We start from the raw sequence: 18,742 nt of genomic DNA, 5'->3' as shown, positions 1-18,742 counted from the left end.
ATGTCATCTATTTGATAAGACGCGGATTCGCTGCGCCCCCCAGCATCGAAAGGCATTCTTCAAATGGATAAGAGGTTTGGAACGGCGGTCTGCTGGCTGCTCATCATTCCCTATATCGGGCTCCTATGGGTTCCCTTCTACAACTTTCACGACCCTGTCCTCTTCGGCTTCCCCTTCTTCTATTGGTATCAGCTGGCCTGGGTGCCGGTTACCGCCTTTCTAACCTGGATCGCCTACCGGAGCATGCGCGATGACGACTGATCTCAACGCCACCGCGCTTGCCGTTTTCATCTTCTTCTTCGTGCTAGTCACGGTCATGGGCTTCGTCGCCTCCCGCTGGCGCAAGCCGAAAACACTTGACCATCTCGACGAGTGGGGTCTTGGCGGCCGCAGCTTCGGTACCTGGGTCACCTGGTTCCTGGTTGGCGGTGACTTCTATACCGCCTACACCGTCATCGCCGTTCCGGCTTTGGTTTATACTGTCGGCGCCTACGGCTTCTTCGCGCTGCCCTACACGATCGTCGTCTATCCGTTCGTCTTCATGGTCATGCCCGTGCTTTGGAAGCGGGCGAGTGATTTTGGCTACATGACGGCCGCCGACGTGGTTCACGGCCAGTACGGATCGCGGGGGCTGGAGCTTGCGGTCGCCGCCACCGGCGTGATCGCCACGATGCCCTACATTGCCCTACAGCTCGTCGGTATGACGGCAGCCCTGAAGGCGCTCGGTCTCCACGGAGAGGTGCCGCTTGCGATCGCCTTCATCGTACTCGCGCTCTACACCTATTCGGCGGGCCTTCGGGCACCGGCGCTGATTGCCTTCGTCAAGGACATCATGATCTACATCGTGGTCATCGCCGCCGTGGCGCTGATCCCATCGAAGCTTGGCGGCTATGCCAACGTCTTTGCCGCCGCCGATGCGGCGTTCCAGGCCAAGGGTTCCGGCAGCCTACTTCTTCTGCCAAACCAGTATGTCGCCTACGCGACGCTGGCGCTCGGATCGGCGCTTGCAGCCTTCATGTATCCGCACACGCTGACTGGCATCTTTGCCTCGAAGAGCGGCAACACGATCCGCAAGAATGCGGTGCTGCTGCCGGCCTATACGCTGCTGCTCGGCCTTCTGGCGCTGCTCGGCTACATGGGACATGCGGCTGGCTTGAAGCTCGAAAGTGCCAACGATGTCGTGCCGGCGCTTTTCCAGACGTTGTTCCCGAGCTGGTTTGCGGGCTTCGCCTTCGCGGCGATTGCCATTGGCGCGCTGGTGCCGGCGGCAGTGATGAGCATCGGCGCTTCCAACCTCTTTACCCGCAATTTCTGGAAGGCCTATGTCAATCCTCAGGTGACACATGCCGGCGAGGCCAAGGTGGCGAAGGTGACCTCACTCGTGGTCAAGGTCGGTGCGCTGCTGGTGATCCTCTTCCTGCCAACCCAGTTCGCGCTTGACCTCCAGCTTCTCGGCGGCATCTGGATCCTTCAGACGCTTCCGGCGCTGATCTTCGGCCTTTATACCAATTGGTTCCGGGCACCGGGGCTGCTCGCCGGCTGGTTCGTCGGCTTCTTCGGCGGCACCTATCTGGTTTGGAATGCCGGCTGGAAACCGCTACAGCCGATCGCCATGGGAGAGACCGCTTTCACGGTCTACATCGGTCTGTTGGCATTGGCGTTGAACATCATCGTCGCGGTCGTGGTGAATGTGCTGACCCCGGCAAAGGTGACGGCACGCGCCTGACCATTGCTTCAAAACGGAAGCCGCGGACCGAGGTGTCCGCGGCTTTTCTGTGCCGCGCGGCCATGAAATCCCTCTTCCTTTTCCCTGTAAAAGCGCCTATGAACCGGCGCGATGAACAAGTTCCGGCTGGCGATCACGATACGAATTATCGGCCCGGCCTTCCGCGCGCGCTGAGCGGCCGGAAGGTCCGGGTTTTTGGCGCTTGGACGACGAGCGCCTCCGTCACCATTTTTCAAGCCCGTTGCGCCCGCTTCCGTGGCGCCTAGAGACGATTGCTAGACATGACCGATACAGCCGAAAAGATCGACTACTCGAAGACCCTCTACCTGCCGGAAACCGACTTCCCGATGCGCGCCGGTCTGCCGCAGAAGGAGCCGGAAACCGTTGCCCGCTGGCAGCAGATGGGTCTCTACAAGCAGCTGCGCGCTTCCGCCGCCGGCCGCGAAAAATTCGTGCTTCACGACGGCCCTCCCTATGCCAACGGCAACATCCATATCGGCCACGCGTTGAACAAGATCCTCAAGGATGTCATCACCCGCTCGTTCCAGATGCGCGGCTTCGACTCCAACTACGTTCCCGGCTGGGATTGCCACGGCCTTCCGATCGAGTGGAAGATCGAGGAGGAGAACTATCGTTCCAAGGGCAAGAGCAAGCCCGACCTTTCCGAGCCGGCGGCAATGATCGAGTTCCGCCGCGAGTGCCGCGCCTATGCCGAAAAGTGGATCGGCATCCAGGGCAGCGAGTTCCAGCGCCTCGGCATCATCGGCGATTTCGAAAACCCCTACCTGACGATGAACTTCCATGCGGAGAGCCGTATCGCCGGCGAACTCTTGAAGATCGCCAAGTCGGGCCAGCTCTATCGTGGCTCCAAGCCGGTCATGTGGTCGGTCGTCGAGCGCACGGCGCTTGCCGAAGCCGAAGTCGAGTATGCCGACGTCGACAGCGACATGATCTGGGTGAAGTTCCCGGTCGCCAAGGGTGCGGACGAGCTTTCCGGCGCCGCAGTCGTTATCTGGACGACGACACCCTGGACGATCCCCGGTAACCGCGCGATCGCGTATTCCTCGCGCGTCTCCTACGGCCTCTATGAAGTCACGGCTGCCGAGAACGATTTCGGTCCCCGGCCCGGCGAGAAGCTGATCTTCGCCGACAAACTGGCGGAAGAATCTTTCGCCAGGGCCAAGCTTCAGTACAAGCGCCTGCGCGACATTTCCGCGGCCGATCTTGCGGGCATCAACTGTGTGCATCCGCTGCACGGCCTCGGTGGCGGCTACCATTTCGAGGTGCCGCTCTTGGATGGCGATCATGTGACCGACGATGCCGGCACCGGTTTTGTCCATACCGCGCCGAGCCACGGTCGCGAAGACTTTGACGCCTGGATGGATAACGCCCGGGCGCTCGAAGCCCGCGGCATCTCGTCCGCGATCCCGTTCCCGGTCGATGATGCGGGCTTCTTCACTGCAGATGCGCCCGGCTTTGGTCCGGATGCCGAAGGTGGTGCGGCTCGCGTCATCGACGACAGTGGCAAGAAAGGCGATGCCAACGAGCGTGTCATCAAGGCGCTGATCGGCCGGCATACGCTCTTCGCGCGTGGTCGCCTCAAGCATTCCTACCCGCACTCCTGGCGCTCGAAGAAGCCGGTGATCTTCCGCAATACGCCGCAATGGTTCGTCTACATGGACAAGGACCTTGCCGACGGCACGACGCTGCGCTCCCGCGCCCTGAAGGCGATCGACGATACTCGTTTCGTACCGGGTGCTGGCCAGAACCGCCTGCGCGCCATGATCGAGCAGCGCCCGGATTGGGTGCTGTCGCGCCAACGCGCCTGGGGCGTGCCGATCTGCGTCTTCGTCGACGAGCACGGTGAAGTGCTGAAGGACGATGCCGTCAACCAGCGCATCCTCGATGCCTTCGATGCCGAGGGCGCTGACGCCTGGTTCGCGGAAGGCGCCAAGGAGCGTTTCCTCGGCAACGAGCATGATCCGGCCAAGTGGGCGCAGGTCATGGATATCCTCGACGTCTGGTTCGACTCTGGCTCGACCCACACCTTCACGCTGGAAGATCGTCCCGACCTGAAGTGGCCGGCCGATGTCTATCTGGAAGGGTCGGACCAGCATCGCGGCTGGTTCCATTCCTCACTGCTGGAATCGGCTGCGACCCGCGGCCGCGCGCCTTATAACGCTGTCATCACCCATGGCTTCACCATGGATGAGAAGGGCGAGAAGATGTCGAAGTCGAAGGGCAACGTGGTCTCCCCGCAGGACGTCATGAAGGACGCCGGCGCGGACATTCTGCGCCTGTGGGTCATGACGACGGACTACTGGGAAGACCAGCGCCTGGGCAAGACTATCATCCAGACGAACGTCGATGCCTATCGCAAGCTGCGCAACACCGTGCGTTGGATGCTAGGTACGCTGGCTCACGACAAGGGCGAGGTCATCGCGCTTGGCGATCTGCCGGAGCTGGAAAGGCTGATGCTGCACCGCCTGGCGGAACTCGATCAGCTCGTCCGCGAAGGTTATGACGCGTTCGAGTTCAAGAAGATCGCCCGCGCGCTCATCGACTTCGCCAACGTCGAGCTCTCGGCCTTCTACTTCGACGTCCGCAAGGATGCGCTCTACTGCGATGCGCCGTCGAGCCTGCGCCGTCGCTCGGCTTTGCATGTCATCCGCAACATCTTCGAATGCATGGTGACGTGGCTGGCGCCGATGCTGCCGTTCACGACGGAAGAGGCCTGGCTGTCACGCAATCCTTCGGCCGTTTCGGTTCACCTCGAGCAGTTCCCGACCCTTCCGGCGGAATGGAAGAACGACGCTCTGGCCGAGAAGTGGAAGAAGATCCGCACGGTCCGTACGGTTGTCACGGGCGCTCTCGAAATCGAGCGCAAGGACAAGCGCATCGGCTCCTCGCTGGAAGCGGCTCCCGTCGTCCACGTCGCCGACGCGGAGCTTTTGAAGGCGCTGGAAGGTCAGGACTTCGAGGAGATCTGCATCACCTCCGGCATCGTCATCGACCGCACGGAAGGGCCTGCCGATGCCTTCCGCCTGCCCGAAGTGCCGGGTGTCAGTGTTGAGCCGAAACTGGCCGAGGGCACGAAATGCGCTCGCTCCTGGCGCATCACCACGGATGTCGGCTCTGACCCCGAGTATCCCGATGTCTCGGCCCGCGATGCGGCTGCATTGCGCGAACTAGCGGTGCAAAACTGAAGAATATTGCCGGGTGAATTGCCTAAACGCGGTTCATCCGGTAAAAGCTGCCTGAAAATGGCCGGATTTTTGCGTCAGGGGGACGAGTGTCCGGTAGGGCGATGATTGCACCGGCACGGCTGGAAGGGTTTTCATGTTATCAACACGTTGGTTCCGTGTGGGCGTTTGCCTGACTGTTGCTATGGCAGGCGGCGCGATGATCACCGGCTGCATGGGGAGCCCGCGCTACGGTACGGACAAGACCGCGATGGCACAGTTGACCGATGACATTGGTCAGTCCGTTTCATTGACCGGCGACGGACCGAAGAACAAGGGCGTCAAGTACAGCGCCCGCCCAGGCCTCGTCCTGCCGTCCGTGGCCGCCAAGGAAACCCTCGTCGAGCCGCAGCAAAGCATTGCCAGCGCTTCAAATCCACAGTGGATTGAATCCCCGGAAGAGACCCGCGCACGCCTCGTCAAGGAAGCTGACGAAAACAGCGACAACCCGAACTACCGCTCACCGCTCGCAAGCGACAAGGTGGAAGGTGGCCGGCAGACGACCGAAGCCCAGAGCAAGGCCTATCGCGAAGCTCGCGCCCTCCAGAAGGGCACCTATTCCGATCGCCGCTTCATCTCGGATCCGCCGACCGAATATCGACAGGTCGACGATCCGACAAAGCTGGACGATCTCGGCGAGCCGGAACTGAAGAAGGCGAAGAAGAAGAAGAAGGAAGCTGCGATTGCCGGTACCGGCAAGCAGTGGTGGAACCTCCTCCAGTAAGATTTCAAGCGGGGCTGTCAGCCCCGCTTTGCTTTTGACCGGTTGTCAACCAGCACGCCATGCAGGCCGCCCGGCGCCCACCAGTTCGCATGCCCGGAAAGTGACGTTGCATCGGGATCGATGCGCTATGCGGGGCGATCCTCGTATAGGCATAGACGGCGACCATCACAACGAGTTCGCCGGCGAGCAATGTCATGGCACATCCCGTTTCTGCTGGAAGAATGTCCGCAGGATGTCGGCGGATGTGGTTTCCTGCAAACCGGAATAGACCTCCGGAGCGTGATGACAGGTCGGTTGCGCATAGAAGCGCACGCCATTGTCGACGGCGCCGCCCTTGGGGTCTTCCGCGCCGTAGTAGAGCCTGCGAATGCGCGCGAAGGAAATCGCGGCTGCGCACATCGTGCATGGTTCCAGGGTCACATAGAGGTCGGCGCCCGTCAGCCGTTCCTGACCAAGCGCCTCGCAAGCCATGCGAATGACGGCGATCTCGGCATGCGCCGTCACGTCGTTGACCTCGCGCGTGCGGTTGCCGGATGCCGCGATCACGGTTCCGTCAATCACCAGAACCGCTCCGATCGGCACCTCGCCGCGTTCGCCGGCAGCGCGGGCTTGGTCGAGCGCCAGCTCCATAAATTGATTTGTCTTCACGATCCGACAATTTCCACTTAACCGCAGGGGCGCGACCTGATAGGAAGGCCCGAAAGGCAGGCAAACAACAAATGACATTCAAAGACAAGCCAAAACGGCCAGGCGGCAAGCCATCTCCGCGCGATGCCGGGCCAAAATCGGCAAAGACGGCCGTCAAGGCCGAGGCGAGCGACGTTGCCGAAGGCGACACCAAGGCTGAGCGCATCTCGAAGGTGATGGCGCGCGCCGGCGTTGCATCGCGCCGCGATATCGAGCGCATGATCATGGACGGGCGCGTCAAGCTGAACGGCAAGCTCCTCGACACCCCTGTTGTCAACGTGACGCTAGCCGACAAGATCGAAGTGGACGGCGTTCCGATCCGCGGCATCGAGCGCACCAGGCTCTGGCTGTACCACAAGCCGGCCGGCCTCGTGACGACCAACGTGGATCCGGAAGGACGCCCCACGGTATTCGACAATCTGCCGGACGACCTGCCGCGCGTCATGTCGATCGGCCGCCTCGATATCAACACCGAAGGCTTGCTGCTTTTGACCAACGATGGCGGCCTGGCTCGCGCGTTGGAACTGCCGACGACCGGCTGGCTGCGCCGTTACCGCGTGCGCGCCCACGGCGAGATCGATCAGGACGCGCTCGACAAGCTCAAGGACGGCATTGCCGTCGACGGCGTCCTCTACGGCTCGATCGAAGCCACGCTGGACCGCACGCAGGGCTCGAACGTCTGGCTCACGATGGGCCTGCGTGAAGGCAAGAACCGCGAAATCAAGAACGTGCTGGGTGCGCTCGGTCTCGACGTCAATCGTCTGATCCGCATCTCGTATGGTCCCTTCCAGCTCGGCGATCTGCCGGAGCGGGATGTGGTCGAAGTGCGCGGTCGCACCTTGCGCGACCAGCTCGGTCCGCGTCTGATCGAGGACGCGAAGGCCAACTTCGACGCGCCGATCTACAATTCGCCCGCCGTTGCCGCCGAAGAAGAGGTGGAAGCAAAGCCGGAGCGCCGTGAGCGCCCCCGCAAGCCGGAAGACAAGCGCGAGCGTGCGCTGAGCCGCCTCGACACCAAGCGCGACGATCGTCGTGATGACCGTCGCGAGGGTGGCCGCAATGACGATGATCGTCCGAAGCGCCCCGCGCTCGGCAGTCGCCGCAATGCCAATGTCTGGATGGCCCCCGGCGCCCGCCCGCTCGGCGAGAAGGCAGCTGCCAGGGCCGAGAAGAACGCGAAGACGGCGCAGCGCCGTGGCGAAAAGCCCGACCGCGACAGGCCGCAGGCCGCAGGCTTCGGTGATGACCGCCACCGCGTGCAGATCAACCGAGCCACCGATGAAGAGGGCGAATGGATCCGCTCCAGCGAGGTGAGCCGCGACGACGGTGACCGCAGGCGTTCCGGTGATCGCGGTGATCGCGGCCCGCGCGGCGACCGTGGTTTCGGTGATCGCCCGTCCCGTGGCGACAGGTCCTTCGGCGATCGTGGCGACCGCTCGGGCGGCGACCGCCCGGCGCGCGGCGACAGACCCTATGGTGACCGCCCACCGCGCGGCGATCGGCCGTTCGGCGACAAGCCTCGTGGCGAGCGCAAGCCGCGCGAGGACGACGACCGTCCACGTTCCTTCGGCGACCGCCCGGCGCGCGGTGACCGGCCAGCCGGTGACCGTCCATTCGGCGGCAAGCCGCGTGGCGACCGCAGGCCGCGCGAGGACGGTGATGAGCGTCCCCGTTCCTTCGGTGATCGGCCGCCGCGTGGCGACAAGCCGCGCCGTCCGCGCGAAGAGGGCGACGAGCGTCCCCGCGCCAAGCGTTTCTCCGGCGAGGCTCGTTCCGAGCGTCCGGCCGGCGACCGCTCCTTCGGTGACAAGCCCAGTGGGGCGCGTCCCTTCGGCGACAAGCCGCGCGGTAAGAGCTTCGGTGGCAAGCCCGGCGGGGCGAAACCCGGTGGCAAGTCTTTTTCCGGCAAGTCTTCGGGCGATCGAACGGGTGGCGGTGGCAAGCCTGCGGGCGGGCCGTCGCGTGGTGGACCTAAGGGCAAGGGAATAGGACGCGGTGCGGATCGTCGGCGGTGAGTTTCGCGGACGGTCGCTCGCCGTACCTAAATCCAACGACATCCGGCCGACTGCCGACCGGACGCGTGAGAGCCTGTTCAATATTCTGAGCCATGCCTATCCGGAATGCGTCGATGGCACCCGGATCCTCGATCTTTTCGCCGGCACCGGCGCCGTTGGCCTCGAAGCCGTTTCCCGCGGCTGTCGGCATGCGCTGTTCGTCGAAAACAGCGTCGAGGGCAGGGGCCTGCTCTGGGAAAACATCGATGCACTCGGCCTGCATGGCAGGACGCGCATCCTGCGGCGCGATGCGACCGATCTCGGCAGCGTCGGCAACCTCGAGCCGTTCCAGGTGCTGTTCGCCGATCCGCCCTACGGCAAGGGGCTAGGCGAAAGGGCGATGGCCGCCGCTGCCAAGGGCGGCTGGCTGCAACCGGGCGCAATTGCGGTTCTCGAGGAGCGCGCGGACGTTGCCGTTTCGGTCGACCCTTCCTATCTTTTCCTCGAAAGCCGGATATTCGGCGATACCAAGGTTCATTTCTTCCGCTATCAGCCCGAATAGGGCTGCGGAAATCGGGGGCAGCGGTGCAGCAGGTAGAGAAGATCGAAACCGAGTTGCCTGCCCCGACCGACGCCTCCAGCCGTTCGACACCCACAGTTGCGGTTGCCTTCGGCGGTGGTGGCGCGCGCGGCCTGTCTCACATCCACGTCATCGAAACCCTGGATGAGCTCGGCATTCGCCCCGTGGCGATTGCCGGCTCCTCGATCGGCTCGATCATGGGCGCTGGCATGGCGGCTGGCATGACCGGCGAAGCCATCCGCGAACATGTCATGATGACGGTCGGCAACAAGGCCGCTGTCGTCAGTCGCCTATGGGGCCTGCGCCCGCAGACGGTGCGCGATGCGGTCGCCAATGGCGTGCGCATCGGCCAGTTCAATCTCGAGCGTATCCTGAAAGCCTTCCTCCCCGCCGACCTGCCGGAACGTTTCGAGGATCTGCCGGTGCCGATGACGGTGACGGCAACCGATTATTACGGTCAGTGCGAGGTATTGACGAGCCACGGCGCGCTGTTTCCGGCGCTGGCGGCTTCCTCGGCAATCCCCGCGGTCTTCATGCCGGTGAGGCTGCACGGACGGGTGATGATCGACGGGGGGATCAGCAACCCCGTCCCCTATGAATGCCTGATGGATCGCGCCGACATCGTCATCGGCATCGACGTCGTCGGTGCCCCGGAAGGCGATGGCACCCACATTCCGAACCGCATGGAGAGCATCTTCGGCTCCGGCCAGCTGATGATGCAGACTGCCATTTCCCTGAAGCTGCGCCTGCAGGCGCCGCACATCTTCCTGCGCCCCGCCGTCGGGCGCATCGGCGTGATGGACTTCCTCAAGGCGCGCGAAGTCCTGTCGATGTCGGTCGGCATCAAGGACGAACTGAAATATGCGCTCGATCGGGAGATCGAAGCGCGGATCGTCCCTTAGAGGCTTTGCCTAGGACTAATAGCCGTTGATGCCGGCGCCACGAACCGGGCCGATCCCGGCAGGGGTTGCGTAGGTGGTGTTCCCTGCGCCCGAACCGGTGGTTGCGCATCCGGAAAGGGTAAAGAGCGTGATGGCCACAGCGGCCAAAAGATAGCGTAGAGGCATGGCATTGTCCTCTCATCGGAGACTGCGCGGGCCTCAGGGGCCGAGACCGGATACTCCCTCAAATCTACGGCAATCGCAACGGGTAGCTAAGTGCGTAGGTTCGAGGCTCTGCCCGGGTTGATCGCCGGATGCATCCTCGCGTGCCCGGGCTACGGCTCACAGGAGCGACGAGCTCAAGGCAACAGGCAAGTCCACATTCGCTCAGGCAGTTCGTCGTACATATGCAAAAACACGGATCCTCGCCTATCCTCTTTCCAACAGGCGAGTACAGGTTCACCATGTCATGGCGGTCCGAGCCCGGAACTAGCACCGATTTATTTGGGATCGAAGGTTTCGGCGGTCAGGCTTTGTAGGATCCCCAATTTTGGAGAGTTCTCATGATCCACTTGTACAAGCCAATAGCAGCTTTCGCTTTTCTCTTGCTCGCCGTAATCAGTTCATCATGCACTACCGGTGGCCCGGGGGCCCGCTCGCTGAACGAACCATTGAACCCCGCCTGCGCAGAGGGCTTCCAGCCCAGAGGCGGCGGCTCATGCGACTTTTAAGATCCGAGGTCGATGAAATATCGCCCGCCGCCAGGCGAACTGACGGAATCCCGTAGGGGATATGCCGCCTGATCGGCGGCATCAATGAGGAGCCTTCGGGCGGTCAAGTTCTCAACCTCGCGAAACAAACGAGAGTGGCGTTTCAGTAGGACCTACTGAGTAGGCGACGGAGGCCGAAGATAGCGGTAGCCGGTCAAGGGTGGGCAAAGCCCTTGTCAGCTTGACGGCGACCAGGCTTCGGGAATTCGTTCCGCTGGCATCGATGAGGGGCCGCCTCCGGCGATTTAGCCTCGGGAAATAAATGGGAGTGGCATTGGTGAGGCATGCTGTAACTATGGGCCGCTGCACTCTCTGCCGATGATCCTTATTTGCCTATCGGCTTCTTTCATCGTTGGAGCCATAAGAGAGTTTCAATTCAACCCTGAAAGGCCTAAGCGTCGGCCGTCACCTCTGCCGTTCCTGCCAGCGGATCCTCGTCGAAGCTTGCGGCGCGTTTTGGCTTCATGAGCGGCTCCGGTTTGACCGGCTGCGAGAACAGCATGTCGCGGCCGGCCTGCAGGCCTTCCGTGACCTGGAGCACCAGGCGGGCTTCGTCGCGCTTGCGGATATCCTCGCCGATTTCATAGGCCTCCGCCTCGCCGATACCCAATGCCTCGAGCGTGCGCCTGCCGAACAGCAGACCGGATTCCAGCGTTTCGCGCAGTTCATAATCGACGTTGAGATTACGCAGCGCGATCGAGTGAATGCGGTCGTAGGAGCGCACGAAGAGCTTGGCATGCGGATAGTCCGCCTGTACCAGCTCGACGATCTTGTCGGTAACTTCGCGCTTCTGCGTACAGACGACGACGATCTTGGCACGGTCGATGCCGGACGCGCGAAGCACATCCTTGCGGGTCCCGTCGCCGAAGTAGATTCGGAAGCCAAAGGATGAGGCCTGCCGGATGCGATCGGCCGAGAAATCGATGACAGTCACGTCGCGTCCGCCCGCAAGCAGGATCTGGGCGGCGATCTGCCCGAAACGCGAAAAGCCGACCATCAGCACATCGGCACCGGCGCCTTCGAAATCTTCGTCCAGCTGTTCCTCCACTTTGCCGGAGAGGAGACGCTTGGCCAGCATCGTGCCGATCGGGGTGAGCGCCATCGAAAGGGTGACGATCGCGATCAGCAGCGAGGCGGTGCTTGTCGGCATCAGGCCGGCAACGCCCGCGGCGGTAAACAGCACGAAGCCGAATTCGCCGCCCTGCGGCAGCAGGAAGGCGATCCTGATGGCGTCGTCATGCGGCGAGCCAGTCGCGCGGCAGAGGACATAGATGACGAGCGCCTTCGCGGCCATGATGACGGGCACGGCGACGATGATGAAAAGAGCGTTGTCTTTGAGCACCTCGAGCTCGATCGAAAGACCAACGGCGATGAAGAAGATAGCGAGCAAGACGCCGCGGAAGGGCTCGATATCGGCTTCCAGTTCGTGCCGATAGGAGGATTCCGCCAGCATCACGCCGGAAAGGAAGGCGCCCATCGCCATCGACAGTCCGGCAAGCTGCATCAGGCTCGCCGACCCCATCACCACGAAGAGGGCGGCGGCGATCATCGCCTCGCGGGCCCCGGTGCGGGCGATGATCTGGAAGAGCGGCGTGAGCAGGTAGCGTCCCATGACGATCATCGCGGCGACCGCCCCAATGGCGACTGCGAAGTCGAGCAGCGGCGTGCCGCTGCCCTTGCCGCCATCGAGAATGCTGATCAGGGCAAGCAGCGGCACGATCGCGAGATCCTGGAACAGCAGCATCGAGAAGGAACGCTGCCCGTAACGAGTATTCACGTCGCCTTCGTCCTCGAGGATCTGCATCGCAAATGCAGTGGAGGAGAGGGCAAGCCCGAAACCCGCAACGATGCTGCCGCGCCAATCCAGCACTCCGGAAAGATAGGTGAGGAGCGTCAGCGCCAGACCGGTCGCTACAACCTGCGCGGTTCCGAGCCCGAAAATATCGCGCCGCATCTGCCAGAGGCGCGAGGGCTTCAGCTCAAGCCCGATGATGAACAGGAGGAAGACGACGCCGAGTTCGGCCACGTTCAGGATCTCTTCGCCGTCCCTCAACCCATGAAAGGTCGGGCCGATCACCACGCCGGCGGCCAGGTAGCCGAGCACCGTTCCCAATCCGAGCCACTTGAAGATCGGCGCTGAAACAACGGCGCCACCTAGCAGCAGGATCGTCTCGGTGAAAAGAGTATTGGGCTCTGACATCAGGCGGGTCTCTTTCAAATGCGGGGAGGCATGCAGGCGACGGGCAAAAGAATCGATGCGCGCGGCCTTGATGCTTTTGGTAGTGCACAATAAATGGAACGCGAAGGAAAGGCCAAATCATGTCCTCAGAAATCGACTCCTCGACGCTTCTTTCCCGCGCAAGCCAATTGATCGACCTAGCAAAAAAAGCTGGGGCCGACGCTGCTGATGCGGTGGTCGTGCGCTCTCGTTCGCAATCGGTCAGCGTGCGCCTCGGCAAGGTCGAGGGCACAGAGTCGTCGGAAAGCGACGACTTCGCGCTGCGCGTCTTCATCGGCAAGCGCGTTGCCAGCGTCTCCGCAAATCCGGGCTTCGATCTGACTGCTCTCGCCGAACGTGCCGTGGCGATGGCCAAGGTGTCACCGGAAGATCCCTTCGCCTGCCTGGCTGATGAAGACAAGCTGGCGAAATCCTATCCGGACCTCGAGCTTCTCGACACAACCGAGGTGTCTTCCGACCAACTTCGCGAGGCTGCGCTCGAGGCGGAGGCCGCGGCGCTTGCCGTCAAGGGGGTCACCAATTCGTCGGGTGCCGGTGCTTCGGCCGGGATGGGCGGTCTCGTGCTCGTCACCTCCCACGGTTTCGAGGGCAGCTACATGGGCTCGCGCTTCGGCCGCTCCGTCAGCGTCATTGCTGGCGAAGGCACGGGCATGGAGCGTGACTACGATTTCGACAGCCGAATCTATTTCGGCGAGCTGGACGATGCCTCCGAAATCGGCCGCAGGGCAGGCGAGCGAACCGTCAAGCGCGTCAACCCGCGGCAGGTTGATACGGGCAAGGACATCACCGTCGTTTTTGATCCCCGCGTCGCCCGCGGCTTCGTCGGGCACATCGCCGGGGCGATCAATGGCGCTTCCGTTGCGCGCAAGACCAGCTTTCTGCGCGACAAGATGGGCCAGCAGGTCTTGAAGTCGGGGCTCACGATTTCCGATGATCCGCTGATCGTCCGCGGCCCGTCGTCCCGACCCTTCGATGGCGAGGGCATCTCCGGCGAGCGGCTCTTGATGATCGAGGACGGCATCCTCAAGCACTGGTTTCTCTCGACCTCGACCGGCCGCGAGATCGGCATGGAGACCAACGGGCGCGGCGTGCGTGGCGGAAATTCGGTGACGCCATCGGCGACGAATCTTGCGCTCGAGCCGGGCGACATCTCGCCGGAAGATCTGATCCGCAGCGTTGGCAATGGCTTCTATGTGACCGAGCTGATCGGTCAGGGCGTCAACATGATCACCGGCGAATATAGCCGCGGGGCGACCGGCTTCTGGATCGAGAATGGCGAGCTGACCTTTGCCGTCTCCGAAGTGACGATCGCTTCGAACCTCAAGGACATGTTCATGCGGGTGACACCAGCAAACGACATCGACCGCAAGTACGGTGTCGCCGCTCCGACGCTTGCGATCGAAGGAATGACGCTCGCCGGGCGCTGATGGATTGGATTGCTGACATGACTGACGTGGACACAGCCCTCTGGCGGAGCGATCTGGAATTGATCGCCGATGCCGCCAGGCAAGCCGGTCGTGTCGCACTCGGCTATTTCAATCAATCGCCTGAAGTCTGGTGGAAGAACGAGGGGCGATCACCCGTCAGTGCTGCCGACTTCGCCGCCAACCAAAAGCTTGAATCGCTTCTCCGCGTCGCTAGGCCGGACTATGGTTGGCTGTCCGAAGAGACCGACGACGACGCCGAGCGCCTGTCGAGGGAGACACTGTTCATTATTGATCCGATCGACGGCACGCGCGCGTTCTTGGCCGGCCTGGATCTATGGTGCGTCAGTGTCGCGGTGGTGCGCCACGGGCGGCCCGTTGCCGGCGTTCTCTACGCTCCCGCCTTGGACGAGCTTTACGAGGCTATCGCAGGCGGCGTGGCTTTGAAGAACGGCAGGCCGATCACGGTATCGACAGCAAGCGTCGATACGCCCGGGCGCTTTGCCATCGCCGAAGATGTCCTGGCGACGTTCCCCGAGCGCCTCAAGCATCGCATTGAGCGCGTCAAGTACGTACCGTCGCTGGCTTATCGCATTGCCATGGTTGCAGACGGTCGGATTGAAGGCACCTTCATCAAACACAATTCGCACGATTGGGATCTCGCAGCGGCCGACTTGATACTCGAGCGCGCCGGCGGCCAGCTGGTCGATCTCCACGGCGGCGCACCGCTCTATAACCGGACCAGAGTCAGCCACGACGAACTTTGTGCCGCAGCCGCGCCGCGGCTCGCCGACCTCCTGACCGGGATTGGTGAACGACGAGGCAGTTGACGTTTCCGTCAAAATCCCTCAGATGATGCGGCGGAGGAGATTAGAGCAGAAAGAGAAGAAAATGACGGAATCCGGTGGCAAAAAGCAGCTCTTGCATCTCGTATTCGGCGGCGAACTGGAAAGCTTGGACGATGTTCAGTTCAGGGACCTGAAGGACCTCGATATCGTCGGCATTTTTCCGGACTATGCCACGGCCCTGACGGCCTGGAAGGCAAAGGCGCAGTCGACTGTGGATAACGCGCACATGCGCTATTTCATCGTCCACATGCACCGCTTGCTCGACCCGGAAAGCAAGTCCGCGCAGTAACCCTCCCGCGGTCGCGGTCTAAAGGCCGCGAACCGACCGACTGCTGCCTGACGCATTCTGGACAAACTGATTGGCCATTGCGGCCGCAACAATAATTGGGAATGGGTTTATGTCGATCATTTGTGATCGGAGAATTGGCAGATGAGCGGTCGCATGGCGCGATTTGCGCTGGGCGCCTATCAGGCAACGGGAACGTTACTGACACCGTTCGTCGGCGGATACCTTGCCTATCGGGCGGCGAAGGGCAAGGAAGATCGTGCGCGCCGTTTGGAACGCACTGGCTATGCCAGTGCCGACCGTCCGGCTGGACCGCTGGTCTGGTTCCATGCTGCGAGCGTCGGCGAAACCAATGCCGTCATCCCGCTGATCCGCGAAATTCGCCGTCGCGACATTCACGTCATTCTGACGACGGGGACGATGACCTCCGCCAAGCTTGCCGCGGAGCGTCTTGGTGAAGAGGCGATCCACCAATATGTGCCGCTCGACCTGAAGCCGGCCGTCAGCCGCTTCCTCGAATACTGGCAGCCTGACTGCGCGCTGATTGCCGAATCCGAAATCTGGCCGGCGACGATGATGGAACTCGGACGCCGCCGCATTCCGCAGATCCTCGTCAACGCCCGCATGTCCGACCGCTCCTTCGCACGATGGAGCCGGCGTCCGGCGCTTGCCGAGGCTCTGTTTGAGAACCTGGCGCTGGTCATTGCCCAGTCGGATGTCGATGCCGAGCGCTTCCGGGATCTGGGTGCGCGCCACGTCATGATGTCGGGGAACCTCAAGGTGGATACCGACGCTCCGCCTTATGATGCTGCCGTGTTCGCCGGTTACAAGAAGCAGCTCGGCGAACGCAAGACCTGGGCGGCAATCTCCACCTTTGACGGGGAGGAAAAGGCGGCGGGCGTCGTTCATCGTGTTCTCAGAGAACGAAACGGGCAATTGACGATCATCGTCCCGCGCCATCCGGAACGGGCTGACGAGGTCGAAGCCGAGCTCGTCAACCTGGGCCTCAAGGTGGCCCGCCGGACGCGCGGCGATGCGCTTTCTCCTGACGTTGATGTGTTCCTCGGAGATACCATCGGCGAAATGGGTCTGTACCTGCGCCTGACCGAGGTTGCCTTCGTCGGTCGCTCGTTGTTTGCCGAGGGTGGCCAAAATCCGTTGGAGCCGGCGATGCTGGGCTGCGCGGTCCTGTCCGGCAGCAACGTGCAGAATTTCCGTGAAGCCTATCAGAAGCTGGCGCGCCGTGGCAGCGCACGCATGGTGCGCGATACCGAGATGCTCGCCAAGGGCGTCCACTATTTGCTCACCAACGACGAGGCGCGTCGCAAGATGATCGAGGCCGGGGTCGGCGCCGTGCAAGAAATGCGCGGTGCACTGACGGCAACGGTCAAAGGCCTGGAGCCCTACATCAATCCGCTGACGGTGAAGGCGAGGCTGCTGCCGAAGGCAGCTGTACAACGCTGAGTGCGGGAGCGGACATGAAGGCGATCAAGGGAATCCTCTTCGACAAGGATGGTACGCTGCTCGATTACGACGAGAGCTGGCTGCCGGTGAATCGCGAGCTGGCACGGATCGCCGCAGAAGGCGATGTCGAACTGGCCGACCGGCTGCTTCTGGCCTGTGGTATGGATCCAGTTACAGGCCACATTATTCCCGATAGCCTGCTCGCGGCCGGCAACACGCGCCAGATCTCGGAAGGACTGATCGCGGCCGGATCGAAGCTCGACGTGATCGAGCTGACGATCAAGTTGGATGAGCTCTTTTCTCATGCCGCCGAGTTTTCCGTTGCGGTCACCGATCTCGCAGCGTTCTTCAGTCGCCTGCATTCCCGTGGCTTTCGGCTCGGCGTTGCCTCGAGCGACAACGAGCGCTCGATCAGACAGACCGCCCTGCGCTTTGGCTTTGCGCCCTTCATTGACTATGTGGCCGGATACGACAGCGGCTTCGGCACCAAGCCGGAGCCGGGAATGGTGCTTGGTTTCTGCGCGGCGACCGGCCTCGACGCCTCCGAAGTTGCCGTTGTCGGCGACAACAACCACGACCTGCACATGGGCCGCAACGCCAAGGCCGGCATCACCGTGGCCGTGCTGACCGGTACCGGATCGCGAGAATCGCTAGCCGCCGCATCCGACTACTGCCTGAACGACATCACCGAGCTGGAGCGGCTGCTGCCCGACCTTCAGCTTGCCTGATTGACCAAGGGCTTGCTTTTTCTTGAAAATTGCCCTCTCTTTTCGCCCGGTTAAGGACAAGATCCGCCAGCATGATGCTCGGCGTCCAAAGGGCAGGACGGGAAGAATGGTATCCGAAGCGCCGCCGTTTTGGTGGTCGAAAGCCGATTGGCGTGCCTGGACGCTCTATCCGATTTCCTTTCTGTATGGGCGTATCGCTGGCTATCGCATGGCCAATGCGAAGCGCGCCTCGGTCCCGGTGCCGGTTATCTGCGTCGGTAATTTCACCGTCGGGGGTGCCGGCAAGACGCCGACGGCACTGACGATCGCCCGTGCGGCAAAGGCAAAGGGCCTGAAGCCCGGCTTCCTCAGCCGTGGCTATGGCGGCTCGCTTGATGTCACGACGGTGGTCGATCCGGCCCATCACCGTGCGCTTGCCGTCGGTGACGAACCTCTGCTTCTCGCTCGGGAAGCGTTGACGGTGATTTCCCGGCGCCGCGTCGAAGGTGCCCAGCGCCTCGTCAAGGAAGGTGTCGACCTGATCATCATGGATGATGGCTTCCAGAGCGCACGGCTAGCGATCGACTACGCGCTGTTGGTCATCGATGCCACGCGCGGCCTAGGCAACGGTCATACCGTTCCGGGCGGTCCCGTGCGCGCTCCCATCCGTCAGCAACTGCGCTATGCCACCGCGCTTTTGAAGGTCGGCGCCGGCGAGGCAGCCGACAACATTGTCCGGATCGCTGCACGCGCTGCCAAGCCCTATTTCACCGCTTCGCTGAAAGTGTGCGATAGCACCGAACTGTCCGGCCGGAACGTACTGGCCTTTGCGGGGATTGCTGACCCGTCGAAATTCTTCCGCACGGTCGAATCTGTCGGCGCGCATGTCGCGGCTCGCCGCTCGTTTGGTGATCATGAGCATCTGACTGATGACGAGGTCGACGACATCCTCTCGACAGCAGAGCGCGAAGGTCTTCAGATCGTCACGACGTCCAAGGATTTCGTCCGTCTCGCCGGACATCATGGCAAAGCCGAGGAGCTTGCCGCCAAATGCCGGGTGATCGAGGTGGAAATGGCCTTTGCGGATGCGCTGGCACCGGGGCTCATAATCGACCGCGCGATCAACACCTGTAGAGACCGGCGCCTAAAGGAAGGCCGCAAGGCCTAAGA

The 18,742-nt window shown here is 62.4% G+C and carries 17 protein-coding genes; 13 read left to right on the top strand and 4 right to left on the bottom strand.

Annotated elements, in window-relative coordinates; genetic code table 11:
• The first annotated feature begins 63 nt into the window (after positions 1–63).
• The 4 genes from FHT97_RS03865 to FHT97_RS03850 all read left to right on the top strand — a co-directional run bounded on the left by FHT97_RS03865 (position 64) and on the right by FHT97_RS03850 (position 5,692).
• Positions 64–261, top strand: a complete 198-nt coding sequence (locus FHT97_RS03865) for a DUF3311 domain-containing protein (protein WP_114711644.1) — start codon at positions 64–66, stop codon at positions 259–261.
• The gene (locus tag FHT97_RS03860; protein WP_183860037.1) at positions 251–1,726 is read left to right on the top strand and encodes a sodium:solute symporter family protein; all 1,476 of its coding nucleotides are present in this window, start codon (positions 251–253) and stop codon (positions 1,724–1,726) included. Before FHT97_RS03865 ends, FHT97_RS03860 begins: the two co-directional genes overlap by 11 nt.
• 281 nt (positions 1,727–2,007) lie before the next feature.
• Positions 2,008–4,932, top strand: a complete 2,925-nt coding sequence (ileS, locus tag FHT97_RS03855) for an isoleucine--tRNA ligase (protein ID WP_183860035.1) — start codon at positions 2,008–2,010, stop codon at positions 4,930–4,932.
• 133 nt (positions 4,933–5,065) lie between these two features.
• Complete coding sequence (locus tag FHT97_RS03850) at positions 5,066–5,692, top strand: hypothetical protein (RefSeq protein ID WP_183860033.1); 627 nt, start codon at positions 5,066–5,068, stop codon at positions 5,690–5,692.
• 4 nt (positions 5,693–5,696) lie between these two features.
• On the opposite strand, the gene FHT97_RS03845 is transcribed toward FHT97_RS03850, so the two are convergent.
• On the bottom strand, positions 5,697–5,888 hold the full coding sequence (locus FHT97_RS03845) for a hypothetical protein (protein WP_183860031.1): 192 nt from the start codon (positions 5,886–5,888) through the stop codon (positions 5,697–5,699).
• A complete protein-coding gene (locus tag FHT97_RS03840) occupies positions 5,885–6,322 on the bottom strand; it encodes a nucleoside deaminase (protein WP_183860746.1) in 438 nt (145 codons plus the stop codon). Before FHT97_RS03840 ends, FHT97_RS03845 begins: the two co-directional genes overlap by 4 nt.
• Before the next feature lie 89 nt (positions 6,323–6,411).
• Here FHT97_RS03840 and FHT97_RS03835 point away from each other — a divergent pair, with 89 nt between their 5' ends.
• From FHT97_RS03835 to FHT97_RS03825, 3 genes are read left to right on the top strand one after another with little or no spacing between them, the layout of a single operon-like run.
• Positions 6,412–8,394 (top strand): pseudouridine synthase, encoded by a 1,983-nt coding sequence (locus FHT97_RS03835; RefSeq protein ID WP_183860029.1) that lies wholly within the window; start codon positions 6,412–6,414, stop codon positions 8,392–8,394.
• Positions 8,375–8,935, top strand: coding sequence for a 16S rRNA (guanine(966)-N(2))-methyltransferase RsmD (gene rsmD / locus FHT97_RS03830; RefSeq protein WP_183860027.1), 561 nt, complete (start codon positions 8,375–8,377; stop codon positions 8,933–8,935). Before FHT97_RS03835 ends, rsmD begins: the two co-directional genes overlap by 20 nt.
• Before the next feature lie 23 nt (positions 8,936–8,958).
• Entirely contained in the window at positions 8,959–9,855 is an 897-nt protein-coding gene (locus tag FHT97_RS03825; protein ID WP_183860025.1) for a patatin-like phospholipase family protein, read from the top strand.
• A 15-nt stretch (positions 9,856–9,870) separates the two neighbouring features.
• Here FHT97_RS03825 and FHT97_RS03820 read toward each other — a convergent pair whose 3' ends face one another.
• Together FHT97_RS03820 and FHT97_RS03815 are read right to left on the bottom strand one after the other, a co-directional pair.
• A complete protein-coding gene (locus tag FHT97_RS03820; protein WP_183752417.1) occupies positions 9,871–10,020 on the bottom strand; it encodes a hypothetical protein in 150 nt (49 codons plus the stop codon).
• Positions 10,021–10,995: 975 nt separating this feature from the next.
• Complete coding sequence (locus tag FHT97_RS03815) at positions 10,996–12,804, bottom strand: monovalent cation:proton antiporter-2 (CPA2) family protein (protein WP_183860023.1); 1,809 nt, start codon at positions 12,802–12,804, stop codon at positions 10,996–10,998.
• Between the two features lie 119 nt (positions 12,805–12,923).
• Here FHT97_RS03815 and FHT97_RS03810 point away from each other — a divergent pair, with 119 nt between their 5' ends.
• The 6 genes from FHT97_RS03810 (at position 12,924) to lpxK (ending at position 18,740) form a co-directional block, all read left to right on the top strand.
• Positions 12,924–14,270, top strand: a complete 1,347-nt coding sequence (locus FHT97_RS03810; RefSeq protein ID WP_183860021.1) for a TldD/PmbA family protein — start codon at positions 12,924–12,926, stop codon at positions 14,268–14,270.
• 17 nt (positions 14,271–14,287) lie between these two features.
• On the top strand, positions 14,288–15,097 hold the full coding sequence (locus FHT97_RS03805) for a 3'(2'),5'-bisphosphate nucleotidase CysQ (RefSeq protein ID WP_183860019.1): 810 nt from the start codon (positions 14,288–14,290) through the stop codon (positions 15,095–15,097).
• Positions 15,098–15,158: 61 nt separating this feature from the next.
• Positions 15,159–15,404, top strand: a complete 246-nt coding sequence (locus FHT97_RS03800; RefSeq protein WP_113571286.1) for a DUF4170 domain-containing protein — start codon at positions 15,159–15,161, stop codon at positions 15,402–15,404.
• 141 nt (positions 15,405–15,545) lie between these two features.
• A complete protein-coding gene (gene waaA, locus FHT97_RS03795; RefSeq protein ID WP_183860017.1) occupies positions 15,546–16,865 on the top strand; it encodes a lipid IV(A) 3-deoxy-D-manno-octulosonic acid transferase in 1,320 nt (439 codons plus the stop codon).
• A 14-nt stretch (positions 16,866–16,879) separates the two neighbouring features.
• The gene (locus tag FHT97_RS03790) at positions 16,880–17,593 is read left to right on the top strand and encodes an HAD family hydrolase (protein ID WP_183860015.1); all 714 of its coding nucleotides are present in this window, start codon (positions 16,880–16,882) and stop codon (positions 17,591–17,593) included.
• Between the two features lie 106 nt (positions 17,594–17,699).
• Positions 17,700–18,740: a tetraacyldisaccharide 4'-kinase gene (gene lpxK, locus FHT97_RS03785; RefSeq protein ID WP_183860013.1), complete on the top strand. Its 1,041-nt coding sequence runs from the start codon at positions 17,700–17,702 to the stop codon at positions 18,738–18,740.
• Positions 18,741–18,742: the final 2 nt, after the last annotated feature.

This window comes from Rhizobium sp. BK399 (assembly GCF_014194695.1).
Taxonomy (GTDB): Bacteria; Pseudomonadota; Alphaproteobacteria; order Rhizobiales; family Rhizobiaceae; genus Rhizobium.
This window is presented reverse-complemented; position numbering and strand designations above follow the sequence as displayed.

Excerpts from the sequence above, each read along its gene's own strand:
- FHT97_RS03865 (WP_114711644.1), top strand. The coding sequence starts at position 64 with ATGGATAAGAGGTTTGGAACGGCGGTCTGCTGGCTGCTCATCATTCCC.
- FHT97_RS03860 (WP_183860037.1), top strand. The coding sequence starts at position 251 with ATGACGACTGATCTCAACGCCACCGCGCTTGCCGTTTTCATCTTCTTC.
- ileS (WP_183860035.1), top strand. The coding sequence starts at position 2,008 with ATGACCGATACAGCCGAAAAGATCGACTACTCGAAGACCCTCTACCTG.
- FHT97_RS03850 (WP_183860033.1), top strand. The coding sequence starts at position 5,066 with ATGTTATCAACACGTTGGTTCCGTGTGGGCGTTTGCCTGACTGTTGCT.
- FHT97_RS03845 (WP_183860031.1), bottom strand. The coding sequence starts at position 5,888 with ATGACATTGCTCGCCGGCGAACTCGTTGTGATGGTCGCCGTCTATGCC.
- FHT97_RS03840 (WP_183860746.1), bottom strand. The coding sequence starts at position 6,322 with ATGGAGCTGGCGCTCGACCAAGCCCGCGCTGCCGGCGAACGCGGCGAG.
- FHT97_RS03835 (WP_183860029.1), top strand. The coding sequence starts at position 6,412 with ATGACATTCAAAGACAAGCCAAAACGGCCAGGCGGCAAGCCATCTCCG.
- FHT97_RS03820 (WP_183752417.1), bottom strand. The coding sequence starts at position 10,020 with ATGCCTCTACGCTATCTTTTGGCCGCTGTGGCCATCACGCTCTTTACC.
- FHT97_RS03815 (WP_183860023.1), bottom strand. The coding sequence starts at position 12,804 with ATGTCAGAGCCCAATACTCTTTTCACCGAGACGATCCTGCTGCTAGGT.
- FHT97_RS03810 (WP_183860021.1), top strand. The coding sequence starts at position 12,924 with ATGTCCTCAGAAATCGACTCCTCGACGCTTCTTTCCCGCGCAAGCCAA.
- FHT97_RS03805 (WP_183860019.1), top strand. The coding sequence starts at position 14,288 with ATGACTGACGTGGACACAGCCCTCTGGCGGAGCGATCTGGAATTGATC.
- FHT97_RS03800 (WP_113571286.1), top strand. The coding sequence starts at position 15,159 with ATGACGGAATCCGGTGGCAAAAAGCAGCTCTTGCATCTCGTATTCGGC.
- waaA (WP_183860017.1), top strand. The coding sequence starts at position 15,546 with ATGAGCGGTCGCATGGCGCGATTTGCGCTGGGCGCCTATCAGGCAACG.
- FHT97_RS03790 (WP_183860015.1), top strand. The coding sequence starts at position 16,880 with ATGAAGGCGATCAAGGGAATCCTCTTCGACAAGGATGGTACGCTGCTC.
- lpxK (WP_183860013.1), top strand. The coding sequence starts at position 17,700 with ATGGTATCCGAAGCGCCGCCGTTTTGGTGGTCGAAAGCCGATTGGCGT.